Raw genomic sequence first — 18,243 nt, 5'->3', positions numbered from 1 at the left:
TCGTCAAAGTCGAGGCGTAAAAAAACCGCTCCGTGGAGCGGTTTTTTATTTGCAGCAGCGAAACAAACTCACTGACGCGCTTCGACCTGCTTCAGCACTTCGACGACGATCTCTTCCGGCGACAACTCGATGCTCACCGTGATCGCTTCGTCCGGTCCCGGCTCTTCGAGTGTATCGAGCTGGCTTTGCAGCAGCGACGGATCGAAGAAATGGCCGGTGCGCGTGGTCAGCCGCTGCTCCAGCACTTCACGCGAACCCTTCAGATACACGAAGCACACGTCCTTGTCGCCGTCGCGCAAAACGTCGCGGTACGAGCGCTTCAGCGAAGAGCACGTGAACACCGCCGTTTCGCCCGCCTTCTGCTTCTCGACGATCGCCGCGCGGATGGTTTGCAGCCACGGCCACCGGTCTTCGTCGGTAAGCGGAATGCCGTGGTGCATTTTCTCTTTGTTGGCGGCGCTGTGAAACGCGTCGCCATCGGTGAACGCGCAATGCAGGCGTTCCGCCAGCATTTCGCCAATTCTCGTCTTGCCGGCGCCCGACACGCCCATTGCGATCAGAATCATCAAAAACTCCTTACACGACCGCCGCGAGTGCGAAGGTCAAACCCAAGCCCATCAATGAAATGATGGTTTCGAGGAGCGACCATGTCTTGAAGGTCTGCCCCACTGTCATACCGAAGTATTCCTTGATCAGCCAGAAACCGCCGTCGTTCACGTGCGAGAAGATCAGCGAGCCCGAACCGGTGGCGAGCACCAGCAACTCCGGCTCGACATGCACGCCGCTAGCCGAGGCGATCGGCGCGACGATACCGCACGCCGTGGTCATGGCGACCGTCGCCGAACCCGTGGCCAGACGAATCAATGCGGCCACCAGCCAGCCGAACAACAGCGGCGACAGATGCATGGCCGTTGCCACATTGACGATTTCCTTCGAAATGCCGCTATCCATCAGCACGCGCCCAAACCCGCCGCCTGCGCCGACGATCAGCGTGATGCCCGCGATCGGCGCAAGACAGTCGCCGCAGAATTTCTGAATCTGCTCGCGAGTGAAACCGCGGCTCGCACCGAATGTCCAGAAGCTCACCAGCACCGCGATCAGCAGCGCGACGTCCGAATTGCCGGCGAAGTGCAGCAGATCGTTCGGCAAGGTTTTCGGCGTGGTGAAGAGATCGGCCCAGCTTCCGACCAGCATCAGAATCACTGGCAGCAGAATCGTGAGCAGCGTAATGCCGAAGCTCGGCAGTTCGCGCTTAGGTGCTGCGTTCTGCGCTGCGTTTTGCGTGCCGTTTTTGGTTTCGTCGCCGTGACCGAGGAATTGCGCGGCGAGCGGGTTCTCTTTCGGCAGCTTGATGTAGCGGCTGATCAACAACGCAAACAGCGGACCCGCAACGACCGCGGTCGGCACACCGACGATCAGCCCATAAGCGATGGTCCTGCCGATATCCGCGTGATATGCCTGCACCGCGAGCATCGCGGCCGGATGCGGCGGAAGCAGGCCGTGCACAACGGACAGGCCCGCGACCATCGGCAAGCCGACCAGCAGCAACGACTTGTTGGTGCGCTTCGCGACGTTGAACGCGATCGGAATCAGCAGCACGAAACCGACTTCGAAGAACACCGGCAAGCCGACGATAATCGCCACGATCATCATCGCCCAGTGGATGTTCTTCTCGCCGAAGAAGTCGATCAACGTGGTGGCGATACGCTCGGCGCCGCCCGATTCGGCCATCATCTTGCCGAGCATCGTGCCGAGACCGACCACAATGGCAATGTGCCCGAGCGTATTGCCGTTACCGGTTTCGAACGATTTGACGATGGTTGCCATCGGCATGCCGGATGCAAGACCCAGCAGCAGCGACACGATGATCAGAACGAGGAACGGATAGACCTTGTAGCGTGTGATCAGCAGGATCAGCAATGCGATGGCGATCACCGCGAAGACCAGCAGCGTGCTGCCGTGGACAGCTTCCATGAAGCCCCTCCTTTTTGCGTTATTGATTTGAGTGCGTGCGGAACACAGCCAGCACCTTGTCTCATGGCGGCCTGTGCGGCACCTTGAAACCGGGCTGACCGCGCGGACGCTGAATTTTACTGTTTGTTATCTGCAAACGTGCGCCAATTCTGCGCGCATATCGCAAAAGAGCCTCGCCAAGACAGCCTGAGCAGCTGTATCGACGAGGCTCCTTTGTGTCGGACCTTGGATAACGGGTTAACGAGCGCGCGGCTTGAACTTAGTGAGCCGGTGCCGCCAACTGGCTCGCGGCACGCGCCAGACGCGTGACCTCGTCCCAGTTTTGCGCGGCGAGCGCGGCTTTCGGCGTGAGCCACGAGCCGCCCACGCACACCACGTTCGGCAGCGACAGGAAATGCGTCGCCGTTTCCGCCGTGATGCCGCCGGTCGGGCAGAACTTCAGGTTCGGGAACGGGCCGTGGAACGCTTGCAGCATCGGTACGCCACCGGCTTGCTGCGCCGGGAAAAACTTCACGATCTCGTAGCCGAGTTCCAGCGCCGCAATGATGTCCGACGGCGTCATCACGCCCGGCAGCAGCGGCAAGCCCGCATCCTGCGCGGCCTTGTGCATGTCTCTCGTCAGACCAGGGGAGACGCCGAACTGCGCGCCCGCCTTCTTGGCCTGAGCGCAATGTTCGGGCTTCGTAATGGTGCCGACACCGACCACGATATCTTCGGCCAACTGGCTCGCGCGTTCGATCGCTTCGAGGCCTGCTGCGGTGCGCAAAGTGATTTCCAGCACCTTCACGCCGCCCGCGTGCAGCGCGCGCGACACGTGCTCACCCTGTTCGACCGAGTCGAACGCGAGCACCGGAATCACCGGGCCGAGGCGCACGATATCGCTTACTGTTTTCGACGTCATAGTCAGACTCCTTGTTCTGCAGCACTTAGCTGGCGTGAGTGGTGCTTGTGTGTTTTGCGGTGTGAGTTTTGGCTGCTTCGCCGTGATGCACCGAACGCTCGCCCACCATCGCGCCGAATACCGACGCACCCTGCTCCGCCGGCGCCGCCGCCGCACGGAATACACCGAACAGTTCGCGGCCGAAGCCGACTTCGTTTTCCGCCTGATGCTGCGGCACGGCGTTAGGCCGGGCTGCCCATTCGGCTGCGTCGATCTCGATATCGAGCACGCCGGCTTCGGCGTCGATCACCAGCATGTCGCCGGTGCGCACCTTGCCGATCGGCCCTTGCAGCAACGCTTCCGGCGACAGATGAATCACCGCCGGCACCTTGCCCGACGCGCCGGACATGCGGCCGTCCGTGACCAGTGCAACATGGAAACCTTGATCCTGCAACACACCGAGCAGCGGCGTCAAACGATGCAGCTCAGGCATGCCGTTTGCGCGCGCACCCTGGAAGCGCACCACGGCGATGAAGTCGCGCTTCAGCTCGCCCTTGTCGAATGCTTCCTGCACGGCTTCCTGCGAATCGAACACGATCGCCGGCGCCTTCACTTGGCGATGCTGCGCCGCGACCGCGGAAATCTTGATCACGCCGCGGCCGAGCTTGCCCTTCATGAGACGCAAACCGCCGTCCGGCTGGAACGGTTCCTTGATGCCGCGCAGCACCGCCGTGTCTTCGCTGGCTTGCGCGCCCGGCACCCATTGCAGCTTGCCGTCGATCAGCTTCGGCTCTTCGGTGTAGTGCTTCAGGCCCTTGCCCGCGACGGTGTTGACGTCTTCGTGTAGCAAGCCGCCTTCCAGCAGGTTGCGCACCAGGAACGCGACGCCGCCGGCCGCATGGAAGTGGTTCACGTCGGCCTTGCCGTTCGGATAAATCTTCGCGAGCAGCGGCACGGCTTGCGACAGCGTGTCGAAGTCGTCCCAATCGATCACGATGCCCGCCGCGCGTGCAATCGCGACCAGATGCAGCGTGTGGTTGGTCGAGCCACCCGTCGCCAGCAAGGCGACGATGCCGTTGACGATCGCTTTTTCGTCGATCACATGGCCGATCGGCATATAGTTGCCGCGTTCCACGGTCAGATCCAGCACACGGCGCGCGGCTTGCGCGGTCAGCGCGTCGCGCAGCGGCGTATGCGGATGCACAAAAGCCGAACTCGGTAGATGCAGGCCCATCACTTCCATCAGCATCTGGTTGCTGTTCGCGGTGCCGTAGAACGTACAGGTGCCGTGGCTGTGATACGCGGCGGCTTCCGCTTCGAGCAGCGCGCCGCGGTCGCACTGACCGGTCGCGAAGAGCTGACGCGTCTTGGCTTTGTCGTCGTTGGACAGGCCGCTGCCCATTGGGCCGGCCGGCACGAAGATGGTCGGGATATGGCCGAACTGCAGCGCGCCGATCAACAGGCCCGGCACGATCTTGTCGCAGATGCCGAGACACAGCGCCGCGTCGAACATGTTGTGCGTGAGCGCGACCGCCGTGCTCATGGCGATCACTTCGCGCGAGAACAGCGACAGTTCCATGCCGGCATTGCCTTGCGTGACGCCGTCGCACATGGCCGGCACACCGCCCGCGAATTGCGCGACGCCGCCGTTTTCACGCGCGGCCTGCTTGATGATGTCCGGGTAGTTTTTGTACGGCGCATGCGCCGACAGCATTTCGTTGTACGAGGACACGATGCCGATGTTCGGCTCGCGAATCTGCTTGATGACGAGCTTGTCGTTGCCTTCGAGGCCGGCGAAACCGTGAGCGAGATTGGCGCAGGAGAGCGCGCCGCGTGCCGGAAACTTGCCCTGCGCCTGGTGGATGCGGGCGAGATACGCCTCACGCGTCGGCTTGCTGCGCTCGACCACACGTTGCGTGACCTTCAACAATTGCGAATGCGGGGAAACCATCGGAGCTCCTTCGTCGCTGGCTGAAGACGTGCGGGCATGCGCGCACTGTGCCAGGTAGGTATCGCGGGGATGTCGAATCAGTTGACGACGCCATCTTAGTAGAAAAACTACACGGTCGCAATGTTCATTGCTGCTGCACTGCCGCATAATCAAATCACCCGAAACGCCCACTGGGCTTTGACTTCGCGGGCTTCAGCCAAAACCTAGGGATTACACCTACGGGCTAAAATGTAGTTTTTGTACCTTTACGGCAATCGGTATATAGTCCACGCATTCTTCAGCATAGTGCGAGTTTTCCAATGATGCTGTCTCAGGTGGAAGAGATGCGCGAGCAGTTGCGGCCCTCCGAGCGCAAACTCGCCGACTACGTGATCGAGGCGCCGCGCGAGGTGCTCGATCTGTCGATGACGGAAGTGGCCGCCCGCGCGGGCGTGAGCCAACCGACCATCGCGCGGTTCTGTCATGCGCTCGGGTTTTCGGGGTTTCGCGAGTTCAAGATCCGGCTGGCGCAGGGGATTGCGTCGGGCGTCCCGACCGTGTATCGGGATGTGCGGCCGGATGAAGGCGCGCCCGGACTGATCGCCAAAGTGTTCGACCGAACCATCGGCACGTTGATCGAGGTGCGCAACAGCCTCTCGCCGGATAGCGTGGAAGCGGCCGTTGAGCTGCTCGCGAACGCGGCGCGCATCGAATTCTATGGAGCGGGCGGATCGGGCATCGCCGCGCAGGATATCCAGCACAAGTTTTTTCGGCTCGGCATGCCGAGCGTCGCATACTCCGATCCGCATACTTACTCGATGTCGGCGGCGCTGCTCGGGCCTGGCGATGTCCTGGTCACGGTATCGAATACCGGCCGAACCCGCGACATCATCGAAGCGGCGCGTTCGGCGCTCGCTCGCGGGGCGAAAGTGATCGCGATCACGCACGGCAGTTCACCGCTTGCGCGTGTCGCGTCGATCTGTCTGTTCTCGAACGTGGTCGAGGAAAACGACGTGTTTTCGCCGATGACATCGCGCATGTCGCATCTGGCGATCGGCGATATTCTGGCGGTGGGCGTCGCGCTCAAGCGCGGACCTGAGTTGGTGGAGCGGGTTGGGCAGGCGAAAGGGGTGATCGGCCGGTTGAGGATCGACGGCGAAGGTTGATGTGGTGCGGGTAAAAAGGCCTGCGCGATGGCAGGCCTTTGGGGTCAAGCAGTCAAACGATCGCACGTGCAGTAAAGCCTTACGATCCTCCGCTGTTCACGTTCGATGCGATCAACGTCAGCAGATGCCCGCGAATGCGCGCGACGACTTCCGGCCAGTCGCCGCCGAAGTGCCGGCGAAAGAGGCGCATCGTTGGATACCAAGGGCTGTCTTCCCGCGTGTAGTGCCAGCGCCAATCGCCGTACGAAGGCAACATCAGCCACGTTGGCTTGCCCATCGCGCCCGCGACATGCGCAACCGACGTATCCACTGTCAGCACGAGATCCAGTGCCGCGATGGCGCTGGCAGTCTCATCCATGCTGCGGATGTCCGCGCCCAGATCATGAAAGTTCGACAGCCGTTGCGCGTACTGCGCGGCCTCGTCGGCACCGGCGCCTTTTTGCAGGCTGAAAAACTCGACGCCTTCGAGTTGAAACAGTTCGTCGAGCACGGACAGTGACGGCAGCGAGCGCGCGTGGTCGTTTTCATGCGTCGGTGCGCCTTTGAATACCACGCCGACTTTCAACGCATGCGACCGGGTCCGCAGTAAAGCAGGCGCCTTGTCGGACGGCGCGCGCAGAAAGGGCACCGATACAGGCAGGGCATCCAGTTCCAACGGCAGATGCGCAGGAATGGCATGCGGGAACACCCAGTAATCGTGCGCCGGCAATTGTGCGGCATGTTTCACGTTGATGACGGCGTCGGCTTCGCGGGAGACTTCGAAAAGCGACACGAGCGGCGTCTGGCACATCACCGTCACGCGCGCTGCGCCGCAGCGCTCGCGCAGTATGCGAGCGAAACGAAAGAAGAAGATCTCGTCGCCAAGCCCGAACTCACTCCAGATCACGATCGACTTGTCCTCGAGCGATTCGCCCTTCCACTCGGAAAACGTGGCAGGCGGTTGCGCCGTCGTGCGGCGTTGCCAGCCGAACGGCGCCATTGCCGCTTCGCGCAACCGGAAGCCGTCGTGTAGCTTTCCGCGCGAAATTGCATGCAACGCGCGATACAAACGCGGCAGATGCTCATTGGGCAGACGCACGACGCATTGGTCCAAAATACGATCGACCTCATCCTCCCGGTCCCAGCGCAGCCACTCCATCATTGACCGGTGGTAGACCATGAATCGGTATGGATAAGTCTTCACCGCGCGTTGGCCAGCGTCGATACTCGCCTCGGCGCTGCGCGCCTTCACGATGTCGTCGAGCATGTTCTGCGCCGTCGGTACGGCACGCTTGCGCAACACGACTTCGATCGCGCATTCCGCGAGACCGCGTGCGGTCTGATCCGCGTCGTTGCGCGCTTCATCGTAGTGATCGCGCACGAGACTCACACGTTCGCAAGATGCGACGTGCGACAGAGTCTTGACCAGATCCACGATATTGAACGATTGCGTCGACTGCTTTTCGGGCTTGCAGATCGTGAAGCTCGCCTTGTGCCGCTTGTTAAAGCGGTTTGGCCACGCCCCCTTTCCGTACAGGTCCTCGTCGGGAAGAGTCAAAACCGCGTAGCCACCGGGCTTCAACAGATCCAGCCACCTTGCCAGCGCTTTGCCCGGATTGGTGACTTCGGCGAGGACGTGACTGGCATGCACGAAGTCGAACGACCCGTCGTCCGCGCCCTTCATCTGCACCACGTCGCCTTGCTGCTCGCCCCACGACTGGATGCGGCGAGCCCGGGGAAAGAGATGCGTGTGCGCTGCCAGCGGATCCTCACCAGCGCCGATGTCGAGGCCTTCTCCCACAAAGTAGTGCTGCATGAAGGCCGGATCGTGCGAACGGCGCAGCGCCGATTTGCTGGTTTCGTTCATGTTCGCCTCACGCAGCCGCTGGCGACGTTGCTACGTCGATCTGCTCTTGCCACAGCGCCTGCATGCGCTCGCCGAGAATTTCCGGACGTCCCGCGAAGATCAGCTTTTCGATGGCCTGAGGACCGGCCAGCATCGCCGAGAGATCGTTACGCTCTTGAGCGTTCTCGATCAGACGCAGTGCCGCAGCCTTGTACTCGTCATTCGTCTTCGTGACCATCCACTCGGGGAAGCCGAGACGACGGAACATGCCTTCGTCGATATGCTCATGCACTTCGCGGCCGGTCTTGCACACGCCGACGAGACCTGCCCACACCGTATCGACGATGCCATTCGTATTGCCGAACGGGAACGGGTTCAGGAACAGATCGCAACCCGCGATCACCTTCATATAACCCGCGTAGTTCTGATGCTTGTGCACGACAGCCGCGTCGCCCATCAGACGTCGAATGAGATTGCGAACTTGCGGATAGATCAGCCCGTTCGCCTGGCCCATCAGGAAGTGGAACTTCACCGGCACCTTCGATTCGCGCGCAATCTGGGCGCACGTATTGAGGAAGCCCGGATTCTGCTTGATCGTCGTACCGGCGATGGCGATCTTCACGACGCCGTCCGAGGGCGCTTTCTCCGGCAGATTCAACTCGAGCAGTGCGGCGGGCGCACGATACGGCATGCCGTCCGACGGCAGCTTCAGCAACTTCTCGCTGAAACAGGCTTCGTCGCCGACGTAGTCCTCTTCGACCACCACATAGTCCATTGCATGGCCGTGCGTCGTGGCGGGGTGGCCAAGCGCCATCAACTGCATCGGAGCAACGCGCAGGCAGGCAAGCACCATCGTGATCGGGAACATGCCGACGCTCGGCATGTACATCATCTGCGCCTGGCGTGCTTCGCTCGTCTCCCGCACTTGCCGGGCGGTTTCCCACAGGTTCGCGCCTTCGAGCGGAATGAACTCATGGAAGACGGCCTTGCCCGCATCGTCCACGCGGCCGTTGTAGCCCATACCCACGAGGTGAAACTTGTCGCGCATCGCAACCATTGTTTGCGAGTGCGTGCGGTAGATCGAGTGGTTCTTCGAGAACCATTCCAGCACCACGATGACCACCGGCTTTTCGCCGGCGGCAACCGGAGCGGCAGCGCGCTGTACATCCTGAATGTCGAGGCTCGCGAGCTTGCGGCGGATCAGCGTGTTGATCGGCTTCTTGATGTCGTGCTTGCCCGGCAGGTCCGCGTAGCTGCAATGCATGTACATGTCGTGCAGGACGCCCATCGGCAGCGTGTCGATGTTTTCGATTTCCGCCAGCCGTTCGAGCAACCAGCGCAGCAGCATTTCGCGCTTCTGATGCGCGGACGGCGTGCCGAGGAAGCGCGAAGACATGATCGTCGTCGCCATGCTTGCGGCCATTACCTTGTCGGCTTTCCACAGAATGTCCCAGTCGACGCGCACTTCGGACTCTGGCAGGTAGAACAACTGGAACTTGCGGAATTCGTTGTTGCGAAGCTCGATCGCATTGCGCGCTTCTTCATCCATGCCCAGCGAACGCAGAATGTGGTCCGCGTTGCGGAAGGGGCTTGCCGAGAACATCGCGGCGAGCCAGCGCTGGAACAGCATCAGACGCTTGATACCGACATCCGAGATCGTGAATTTCGGATCGGTGGCCAGCGCAGTGATCGCAGACGTGATGCGTGCGAGCAGGTGGTCGTCCATGATGTTATGCGCTTCGCCCGACTGTGCCCACGTATCGACATCCATCAATACGCCGTAGTTCTGATCGATCTTGTTGAGCAGTTCCAGCAGCATGCGGCCCGCCTTCTCATGTTCACGGCGGTACGCTGCGTACCCTGATTGATGGTCATCGTGTTCGGATTGGTTTGCGAGATGCTTGCTTGACCCGACATCACCTGACCGTTGGTCGGAAGCGACTGCGCCTGGCTCAGGGAAGGATGAAATACCATCAGCGCGAGTGCCGTGGTGGTCATTGTCGAAATGACGCCCAGTTCGCGGCCGGTTACGCCTGCTGCGGCGCTCTCGCCGGCTTGTTTGCCTTGACTCGCTACATTCTCTGCGACAGCGACCAGCATGCCGAGACGTTTGCTAAATACCCGGCGAAATCGATTCTTGTTCATGAATACTCACGGTAAAAAAATTAAAAACACGACAGCCACGTTTGCGGCCCGACATCGAGCGAAGCGTGGCTAGAGCCGTCGTGCTTTGCTAGTGTTCGATTTGCAGAATATGAGACGAGAGCAACAGACAGAATCAGACAAGGACTAAAACCCGCTCAAAACATGCGTGGGTATTTCAGACAAAGGAGACGAGAGATTGAGTGCAGATTGTTTGTGCAACTGTCATTGGCGACAGCGCTGTCGGCAGTCGAGAGATGAACAGCTGTAGACGTCCGTTACGCAAGACGCGCGAGCAATAGGAATATGCTGAACTTCAATTCGTGAAGTGTCAGCGTTCGCACCTGCTAGGCGTCGGACATTTGTGGCGAAACTATTGCGCGATGCGTCGGAAAAGTCTTAATCGAAGAAGCGATTAATCGCTCTTTAGATTAAAGATCGGCGTGCGGGCTGCGATTAACGCAAGTCAAATCGGTGAATCTGCGTGGAGCGCGCAAACGCGGCGACGCAATGCGCGCCGCGCATTTCTGCCGTCCGGCGATCGACGTTACATCGGCCGATCCGGATTGAGATAACTGGATGCGAACCCGCTTAACCAGGAGTGTCCAGCGGGTTGCGAGAAGGAGGAGCCGCCCCTCTAAGGGCAGCGCGTCGCGATCGCGTAGACGAATTTGGTCATTGTGATCAGATTGCCGACGGCCGCACGAACCGGTGCGGCCATCAGTTGCATAGGCGTTTGCGGCAGGCCAGTTGCTTACCGCCCTTCACCAATCAACTTCGCAAGCGCCGTGCTGTAGTGGAGCATTGTTGAGCAGCGGCGTTGGCGACTTCAGCGAGGCGTGGAAACTTGCTTAACCATGTTGTAGTCCCTCTCAGTGCGCAGTCGCAGCAACAGCTGCATCGGCCGGACTCCGTGCGGGCGTGGGCGTCGCTGTCACGCTTCGTGAAACGCTCGCATCGTCCTTCTTGGTTTCCTTCCCCGCTTCCGCAAGAAGTTTCGCCGCAGCACTTGCCGTAATCCGGCGATGAGCAATCCCACGCGCATCGAGCGCGATCACTTGATACAGCTCGCGGTCGCATTCCACTTCCCGCTCGTACTCCTCGCACGTTTCAACCAGCAACTCGAGCAGCACTTGTCGACTGCGTCGTTCGTGGTTCGTCAGTGCAGGATTCCTATATATCGAGGTCGCAAGTGTGGCCAGTCGATTAAGTTGAGTCAGTTGTCGTTCGCACGAACCGAATGCCGACATGGCGAGTTTTTCGTACTGCAAGGCATCGACTGGCGGACGTGAGGCGGGTTGCTTTTTGTTGGACTTGCTCATGGTGCGATCTCCCTAAAACTTACCTGGATCGCCCGACACTCGCTTGCAAGGAGGGTGAGCGGGCATGTAGCGAAGTTGACAGACCGGGCTTGAAACAATCCGGCGAGCCTTGCGGCTCCTCCACCACAGCCCGCCCATAGAAAATACAGACGTGCAGAGATAGACGCACGACCCGCCTGGGCGGGTGTGCGGTTTCAAGCGCGGGCTGTCAAACCCGACCACCGGTTGGTGCCAGTGGTTCGGAAATTATAAATCAGCCCGCGCGTGCAGCGGCCGTCCCAATATAGGCTGGCAAGCGAACCAGCCATTCGGCGTAGGACGCCGCATCGCGCCTCAGCGCCGCCCATAAAAAAGGGCGGTTTGCCGAACCCGGCAAACCGCCCTTCTACAAAATCAAAACCCCGTCCTAAAACGGCTTAATCACCACCAACGCCACCGCCGCCAACATCCCCAGCACCGGCAGTTCATTAAACATCCGATACCACTTATCCGAGCGACGATTCTCCCCCCGCTCGAAGGTCCGCAGCAGCACACCGCAATAAGCGTGGTAAATCAAAAGCAGCACCACCACGCCGACCTTTGCGTGAATCCATCCCTGCCCGCGCCCGATCCCGATCACCAGCCACAACCAAAGCCCGCAAGCCAGCGCGGGCACCGCGATGAACGTCATGAAGCGGAACAGCTTGCGCGCCATCGTCAATAGACGCGCCGTCGCCGCGGGTTCCGTTTCCATCGCCAGATTGACGAAGATGCGCGGCAAATAGAACAGGCCGGCGAACCATGAAGCAATCAGAACGATGTGAAACGTCTTTACCCAAAGCATCAGCGTTCCTCTTGTTTATTGACGGCCTTCGCCGTGGCCCAGCACGACGTACTTGAGCGACGTCAGCCCTTCCAGTCCCACCGGCCCACGCGCATGCAGCTTGTCATTCGAGATGCCGATTTCCGCGCCCAGCCCGAATTCGAAACCATCCGCGAAACGGGTCGATGCGTTGACCATCACGCTCGCCGAATCCACTTCGCGCAGGAAGCGCATGGCGCGATCGTGGTCTTCCGTGACGATCGCGTCGGTGTGCTGCGAGCTGTACGTGTTGATGTGATCGATCGCGGCATCGAGGTTCTCGACCACCTTGATCGCCAGCACCGGCGCGAGATATTCAGTGCGCCAGTCTTCCTCGGTGGCATCGACGAGCGGTCCCACGCCCGCGTCCGCCAGCACCGCGCGCGCCGCCGCATCCACGCGCAGTTCGACTTGCTTGTCGCGATACAGCTTGCCCAACGGCGGCAGCACTTCCGCTGCAATGCCGCGCGCGACCAGCAGCGTTTCCATCGTGTTGCAGGTGCCGTAGCGGTGCGTCTTGGCGTTGTCGCAGACGGTCAGCGCCTTGGCCAGATCCGCGCGGTCGTCCACGTACACATGGCAGATGCCGTCGAGGTGCTTGATCATCGGCACGCGCGCTTCGTTCATCAAGCGCTCGATCAGGCTCTTGCCGCCGCGCGGCACGATCACATCGACGTATTCCGTCATGGTGATCAGCTTGCCCACCGCTGCGCGATCGGACGTGGCGACCACCTGCACGGCTTCCTGCGGCAAGCCCGCTTTTTCCAATCCTTCGCCGATCAGCTTCGCAAGCGCCGTATTGCATTCGAGCGCTTCGGAACCGCCGCGCAGAATCGTCGCGTTGCCCGACTTCAGGCACAGCGCGGCGGCGTCGATCGTCACGTTCGGACGCGATTCGTAGATGATGCCGATCACGCCCAACGGCACGCGCATCTGGCCAACCTGAATGCCGCTCGGCCGGTACTTCAGATTGCTGATCTCGCCGATCGGATCGGCCAGCGCGGCGACTTGCCGCAAACCTTCGACCATCGTTTTCAGCGCTTTGTCCGACAGCGTCAGACGGTCGATGAATGCTGCGTCGTGGCCTTTCTCGCGAGCCCGCGCGACGTCGCGCGCGTTGGCTTCCTTCAGCAGCGCGGCATCGCGTTCGATACCCTGCGCAACAGCCGCGAGCGCGGCGTTCTTCGCCGCCGTCGACGCCCGTGCCATCGCCCGTGAAGCTTGGCGGGCGCGGCGGCCGAGGTCGGTCATGTACTGGTCGATATCCATGGTGAGTCTCGTGATGCCGCGCGCGCCTAAGCACGGCGGACAGGCAGAATTAGCGAAAGATCAAGCGATTGTAAGTCGGGTGCAGGCGCTTTGCTTGCGGCGGCAGTGCCGGTGGCATTCAGTACCCTGAGCCGTCGACTGCCGAATGTCGCTCAATTGAGTGCGACTCGCGGCGCTAGAGTCAGCGGCTCCGCGCTCTCCGCGCAGGCATTCGAGCGCTAGCCGCTATGGTTCAGACAGGCCTTCGCACCGGCGCCGCTGCCGCGCCGCTTGGAGGTCGTGGCGGCGGCACCGGCGCCGTTTTCGGCGAAGCCACCGTCATGGCGAGTTCAAACAACCCGTCCCACGGATCAGGCGGCGGATCATTGCGATGATTGCCCGGCGTTCCGCCCGACAACCCCTTCACCTGGCGATCGAGCCGCGCCGCCAGCGCAAGCGCCTTTTCCAGCGCGCCTTCGCTCACGCGCGACAACGCCGGGCCGATCAGCCGCTCACGCGGACCCCACACGCGATTCTCGCGCACCAGCATTGCAAGCGGCTTGCCGGCCGCGACGCCGCGCTTGATCCGCAGCAGCGTGCGCACTTCTTCGACCACGGCCCACAGCACCAGCACCGCGGCCTCGCCTTCGCCACGCAAGCCGTCGAGCATGCGCGACAAGCGGCCGACGTCGCCCGCCAGCATCGCTTCGTTCAGCTTGAAAACATCGTAACGGGCGACGTTGAGCACGGCGTCCTGAACCTGTTCGAAGCTCAGCGAACCCGCCGGATACAGCAGCCCGAGCTTCTGAATTTCCTGATGCGCGGCGAGCAGATTGCCTTCCACGCGCTCGGCGATGAACGCCAGCGCGCGCCGCCCTTCTTCGCCTGCGGCGACTCGCTGGCCCTGCGCGGCGAGCCGCTGCCCAACCCAATTCGGCAACTGCGCGCGCTCCACCGGATCGATCTTCAACGCGACGCCCGCATCGGACAAAGCCGTAAACCACGCCGACTTCTGCGTGGCCGCGTCGAGCCGCGGCAGCGTGATCATGGTGAGCACGTCGTCATTGACGGCAGCCGCGAGCGCTTTCAGCGCGTCCGCGCCTTCCTTGCCGGGCTTGCCCGATGGAATGCGCAACTCGACCAGTTGCCGGTCGCCGAACAGCGACATCGACTGGCTCGCGCCCAGCAGCGAACTCCAGTCGAAACCGCGCTCCACCGTGAACACCGAACGATCGGTGAAGCCTGCCGCGCGCGCCGTGGCGCGAATGCGGTCGCACGCTTCCTGCGCGAGCAGGTGCTCGTCGCCGTACACGACGTACAGTCCGGCGAGTCCCTTGGCGAGATGCGCTTCGAGCGCGTCAAGTCGCAGTTGCATGGCTACCGGTCGGCGAGGTTGAACGGGTGCGGCACATTGAACGAAGCACGACGCTCACAGCGGCGGTGGCGGCAACGGCGCGCGCGGCGCGACCGACGGCACTTCCTCGCCCGGCGCCGGATGCATCGAGCGCACGACGGCCAGACGGCGCGTGAGCTGGTCGATCGCGTCTTTTTCCATGTCGTCGAAGAGGATGTTGCTTTCGGAGGCTTTCGCTTGCGAGAACTGATCGCTATAGGTCATCGCGCGGTTCAACGCGATCACGCTCGGCGGAATCAGCAGCGTGCCGTCCTTGGCCGTCAGCGAATAGTTCATGTTGAGATTCAATTGATACTCTTCGACCACACCCAGCGAATTCAGCGTCAGCGTGCCGATGCCGCGGCCTTCGGTGATCTGCAACGTGGCGTCGGCATTCGCGACCGACGTGACCACCACCGTGTCGCTGCCGCCTTCCACGATACGCGCCAAGCGCGCGCCCGCCGCCGCGGAACCGCCGGAGATATAGAGGCGTTTGAATGCGTAGTCCTGCTGGCCGCGCAACTGGAAGCCGCAAGCGGTCAACATCAATACGCTGCAAGCCAGCGTCAAAAACGATCTGCGAGTCACATTGGCTCCTGGTTCGCAGTAGATTCCGCAGCGCGGACAAGCGCCGCCATGCGCGGCGGCGTCCTGCCTGCTGTCATGTCTTCGTCGAAGCTCACACGACCACGTTTACGAGGCGACCCGGCACCACGACGATCTTCTTCGGCGCCTTGCCTTCGCTGAACTTCGCGACCATCTCATGTGCGGCCGCGAGCTGTTCGATCGCTTCGCGCGAGGCTTCTTTCGCCACCGTGATCGCGCCGCGCACCTTGCCGTTCACCTGCAGCACGAGTTCGATTTCGGACTGCTCCAGCGCTTTCTCGTCGACCTTCGGCCACGGCGCGTCGAGCAGCGAGCCGAGTTCGTCGGCGTAACCGAGTTCCTGCCACAACTGGAACGTGAGATGCGGCACGACCGGATACAGCACGCGCAGCAGCACGCTGTGGGCTTCGCGCAGCACCGCCGGGCGGGCGCCCTTCGCGCTGTCGAGCGCGTTGAGCATCTTCATGGCGGCCGATACCACGGTGTTGTACTGCAGACGCTGGTAATCGAAGTCGGCCTGCTTCAGCACGCTGTAGATCTCGCGGCGCAGCGTCTTCTCGACGTCGCTGAGTTGCGCGGCGTCGAACGTGCCGCCTTCGCGCAACGCAGCTTCGTTCGCCTGGCTGAAGCTCCACACGCGGCGCAGGAAGCGGCTCGCGCCTTCCACACCCGAGCCTGACCATTCGAGCGACTGCTCGGGCGGTGCGGCGAACATCACGAACAGACGCGCGGTGTCCGCGCCGTGCTGATCGATCAGCAATTGCGGATCGACGCCGTTGTTCTTCGACTTCGACATCTTCTCGACGCCGCCGAGCACCACGGGCTGACCGTCCTCATTCAGGACTGCGCCGACCGGGCGGCCCTTGTCGTCGAACGAAACGGTCACGTCGGCCGGGTTGTACCAGGTCTTTTTGCCCGCTTCGTTTTCGCGGTAATACGTTTCGTTGAGCACCATACCCTGCGTGAGCAGGTTCCTGGCCGGCTCGCTGAATTTGACGAGGCCCATGTCACGCATCACCTTCGCCCAGAAACGCGAGTACAAGAGGTGAAGAATGGCGTGCTCGATCCCGCCGATGTACTGATCCATCGGCGCCCAATAGTCGGTGCGCTCGTCGACCATGGTCTTCGCATCCGGCGACGCATAGCGGTAGAAGTACCACGACGAATCGACGAACGTGTCCATCGTGTCGGTTTCGCGTTTGGCCGCGCCGCCGCAGGTCGGGCAGGTGCAATTCACGAACGCTTCGGACTTGGCGAGCGGATTGCCCGTGCCGTCCGGCACGAGGTCTTCCGGCAGCACCACCGGCAGGTCTTTTTCCGGCACCGGCACGTCGCCGCAAGTCGGGCAGTGGATGATCGGAATCGGCGTGCCCCAGTAACGCTGGCGCGACACGCCCCAGTCACGCAGACGCCACGTGATCTGCTTGTCGCCGAGGCCGAGTTCTTTCAGGTCCGCGGCGATCTGGTCCACCGCTGCTTCGTAGCCAAGGCCGTCGTATTTACCACTGTTGATCAGCGTGCCGTTCTTGTCGGCGTACCATTCTTGCCAGACATCGGTCGAGTATTCCTTGCCCTCAACAGCGACTACCTGCTTGATCGGCAGCCCGTATTTCTTCACGAACGCGAAGTCGCGCTCGTCGTGCGCCGGCACGCCCATCACGGCGCCTTCGCCGTAGCTCATCAGCACGTAGTTGCCGATCCACACTTCGACCTGTTCCTGCGTCAGCGGATGCGTGACGTAGAAGCCGGTCGCCATGCCCTTCTTTTCCATGGTCGCGACGTCGGCTTCAGCCACGCCGCCGCGCTTGCATTCCTCGATGAAGGCCTGTAATTCCGGCTTGTCTTTCGCGAGACGCGTGGCGAGCGGATGCTCGGCGGCGATTGCGCAGAACGTGACGCCCATGATCGTGTCGGCGCGCGTGGTGAACACGCGCAGCAGCTTCTGTTCGCCGTCGATCTCGTACGGGAAGCCGAAGTTCACGCCGAAGCTCTTGCCGATCCAGTTCTGCTGCATGATCTTGACGCGCTCGGGCCACCCGAGGCCTTCGAGGTCGTTCAGCAGTTCGTCCGCGTACTGCGTGATGCGCATGTAGTACATCGGGATTTCGCGCTTTTCGACGAGCGCGCCCGAGCGCCAGCCGCGGCCGTCGATCACCTGCTCGTTGGCGAGCACGGTCTGATCGACCGGATCCCAGTTGACGGTGCCGGTTTTCTTGTACGCGATGCCCTTTTCCAGCATCTTCAGGAACAGCCACTGATTCCACTTGTAGTAGTCCGGGCTGCACGTTGCGACTTCGCGCGACCAGTCGATCGCGAGGCCCATGGACTGCATCTGCTTCTTCATGTAAGCGATGTTGTCGTAGGTCCACTTGGCCGGCGGCACATTGTTGGCCATTGCGGCGTTTTCCGCCGGCATGCCGAACGCGTCCCAACCCATCGGCATCAGCACGTTGTAGCCGTTCATCCGCAGATAGCGGTACATCACGTCGTTGATCGTGTAGTTGCGCACGTGACCCATGTGCAGCTTGCCCGACGGGTACGGCAGCATCGAGACGCAATAGAACTTGGGCTTGTCGGTGGTTTCCGTCGACTTGTACGCGTCGATGGCGCGCCATTGCCCTTGCGCGGCGGATTCGACGTCGGAGGGAACGTATTTTTCGTGCATGGTGTGATGGAGTCGCTGGGTCGGTGCTTTCGCACCGGCCGCTTTGGTGCTCTGCTGGATGAAATGGCGTCGTTTCCCCGTCGGCTGGGGAAAGGGCTGATTATACCGTCCGCGGACGGGTCCGCCGCGCGGCGTGCTGCATGCGACGGCGGGGAACCGGCTCGGCTTGGCTTGGCTCGGCTCGGCTCGGCTCGGCTCGGCTCGGCTCGGCTCGGCTCGGCTCGGCTCGGAAAGTGTTTGCGTCGCGCGGT

14 protein-coding genes are annotated in these 18,243 nt (G+C 61.7%); 1 reads left to right on the top strand and 13 read right to left on the bottom strand.

Annotated elements, in window-relative coordinates; translation table 11 throughout:
* Positions 1 to 68 precede the first annotated feature (68 nt).
* The 4 genes from B0G75_RS23530 to edd all read right to left on the bottom strand — a co-directional run bounded on the left by B0G75_RS23530 (position 69) and on the right by edd (position 4,805).
* Positions 69 to 566, bottom strand: coding sequence for a gluconokinase (locus tag B0G75_RS23530; protein ID WP_106311097.1), 498 nt, complete (start codon positions 564 to 566; stop codon positions 69 to 71).
* Positions 567 to 576: 10 nt separating this feature from the next.
* Complete coding sequence (locus tag B0G75_RS23525; protein ID WP_106311094.1) at positions 577 to 1,974, bottom strand: GntP family permease; 1,398 nt, start codon at positions 1,972 to 1,974, stop codon at positions 577 to 579.
* 259 nt (positions 1,975 to 2,233) lie between these two features.
* On the bottom strand, positions 2,234 to 2,875 hold the full coding sequence (gene eda / locus B0G75_RS23520) for a bifunctional 4-hydroxy-2-oxoglutarate aldolase/2-dehydro-3-deoxy-phosphogluconate aldolase (protein WP_106284003.1): 642 nt from the start codon (positions 2,873 to 2,875) through the stop codon (positions 2,234 to 2,236).
* 25 nt (positions 2,876 to 2,900) lie between these two features.
* Entirely contained in the window at positions 2,901 to 4,805 is a 1,905-nt protein-coding gene (edd, locus tag B0G75_RS23515) for a phosphogluconate dehydratase (RefSeq protein WP_106311091.1), read from the bottom strand.
* Between the two features lie 299 nt (positions 4,806 to 5,104).
* Between edd and B0G75_RS23510 the strand changes: the two genes are divergently transcribed.
* The gene (locus tag B0G75_RS23510; protein ID WP_106311088.1) at positions 5,105 to 5,950 is read left to right on the top strand and encodes a MurR/RpiR family transcriptional regulator; all 846 of its coding nucleotides are present in this window, start codon (positions 5,105 to 5,107) and stop codon (positions 5,948 to 5,950) included.
* A 79-nt stretch (positions 5,951 to 6,029) separates the two neighbouring features.
* Here B0G75_RS23510 and B0G75_RS23505 read toward each other — a convergent pair whose 3' ends face one another.
* From B0G75_RS23505 to leuS, 9 genes are all read right to left on the bottom strand, one after another.
* Positions 6,030 to 7,796, bottom strand: coding sequence for a methyltransferase domain-containing protein (locus B0G75_RS23505; protein ID WP_106311085.1), 1,767 nt, complete (start codon positions 7,794 to 7,796; stop codon positions 6,030 to 6,032).
* A 7-nt stretch (positions 7,797 to 7,803) separates the two neighbouring features.
* Entirely contained in the window at positions 7,804 to 9,594 is a 1,791-nt protein-coding gene (locus B0G75_RS23500; RefSeq protein WP_181309332.1) for a peptide transporter, read from the bottom strand.
* Complete coding sequence (locus B0G75_RS23495) at positions 9,546 to 9,920, bottom strand: ESPR-type extended signal peptide-containing protein (protein ID WP_106311082.1); 375 nt, start codon at positions 9,918 to 9,920, stop codon at positions 9,546 to 9,548. The genes B0G75_RS23500 and B0G75_RS23495 overlap by 49 nt, the downstream gene beginning before the upstream one ends.
* Positions 9,921 to 10,789: 869 nt before the next feature.
* Positions 10,790 to 11,239 (bottom strand): hypothetical protein, encoded by a 450-nt coding sequence (locus B0G75_RS23490; protein ID WP_106311079.1) that lies wholly within the window; start codon positions 11,237 to 11,239, stop codon positions 10,790 to 10,792.
* A 406-nt stretch (positions 11,240 to 11,645) separates the two neighbouring features.
* Complete coding sequence (locus B0G75_RS23485) at positions 11,646 to 12,062, bottom strand: CopD family protein (RefSeq protein ID WP_012434331.1); 417 nt, start codon at positions 12,060 to 12,062, stop codon at positions 11,646 to 11,648.
* Between the two features lie 15 nt (positions 12,063 to 12,077).
* The gene (locus B0G75_RS23480; protein WP_106311076.1) at positions 12,078 to 13,349 is read right to left on the bottom strand and encodes a glutamate-5-semialdehyde dehydrogenase; all 1,272 of its coding nucleotides are present in this window, start codon (positions 13,347 to 13,349) and stop codon (positions 12,078 to 12,080) included.
* Positions 13,350 to 13,581: 232 nt separating this feature from the next.
* The gene (gene holA, locus B0G75_RS23475) at positions 13,582 to 14,703 is read right to left on the bottom strand and encodes a DNA polymerase III subunit delta (protein WP_106311073.1); all 1,122 of its coding nucleotides are present in this window, start codon (positions 14,701 to 14,703) and stop codon (positions 13,582 to 13,584) included.
* Positions 14,704 to 14,757: 54 nt separating this feature from the next.
* Complete coding sequence (gene lptE / locus B0G75_RS23470; RefSeq protein WP_106311070.1) at positions 14,758 to 15,309, bottom strand: LPS assembly lipoprotein LptE; 552 nt, start codon at positions 15,307 to 15,309, stop codon at positions 14,758 to 14,760.
* A gap of 91 nt (positions 15,310 to 15,400) precedes the next feature.
* Positions 15,401 to 17,992, bottom strand: coding sequence for a leucine--tRNA ligase (leuS, locus tag B0G75_RS23465; RefSeq protein WP_106311067.1), 2,592 nt, complete (start codon positions 17,990 to 17,992; stop codon positions 15,401 to 15,403).
* Positions 17,993 to 18,243: the final 251 nt, after the last annotated feature.

The sequence above is a fragment of the Paraburkholderia sp. BL18I3N2 genome, assembly GCF_003001875.1.
Taxonomy (GTDB): Bacteria; Pseudomonadota; Gammaproteobacteria; order Burkholderiales; family Burkholderiaceae; genus Paraburkholderia; species Paraburkholderia phytofirmans.
The sequence above is the reverse complement of the archived record's forward strand: the minus strand, read 5'-3'. Positions and strand labels throughout refer to the sequence as shown.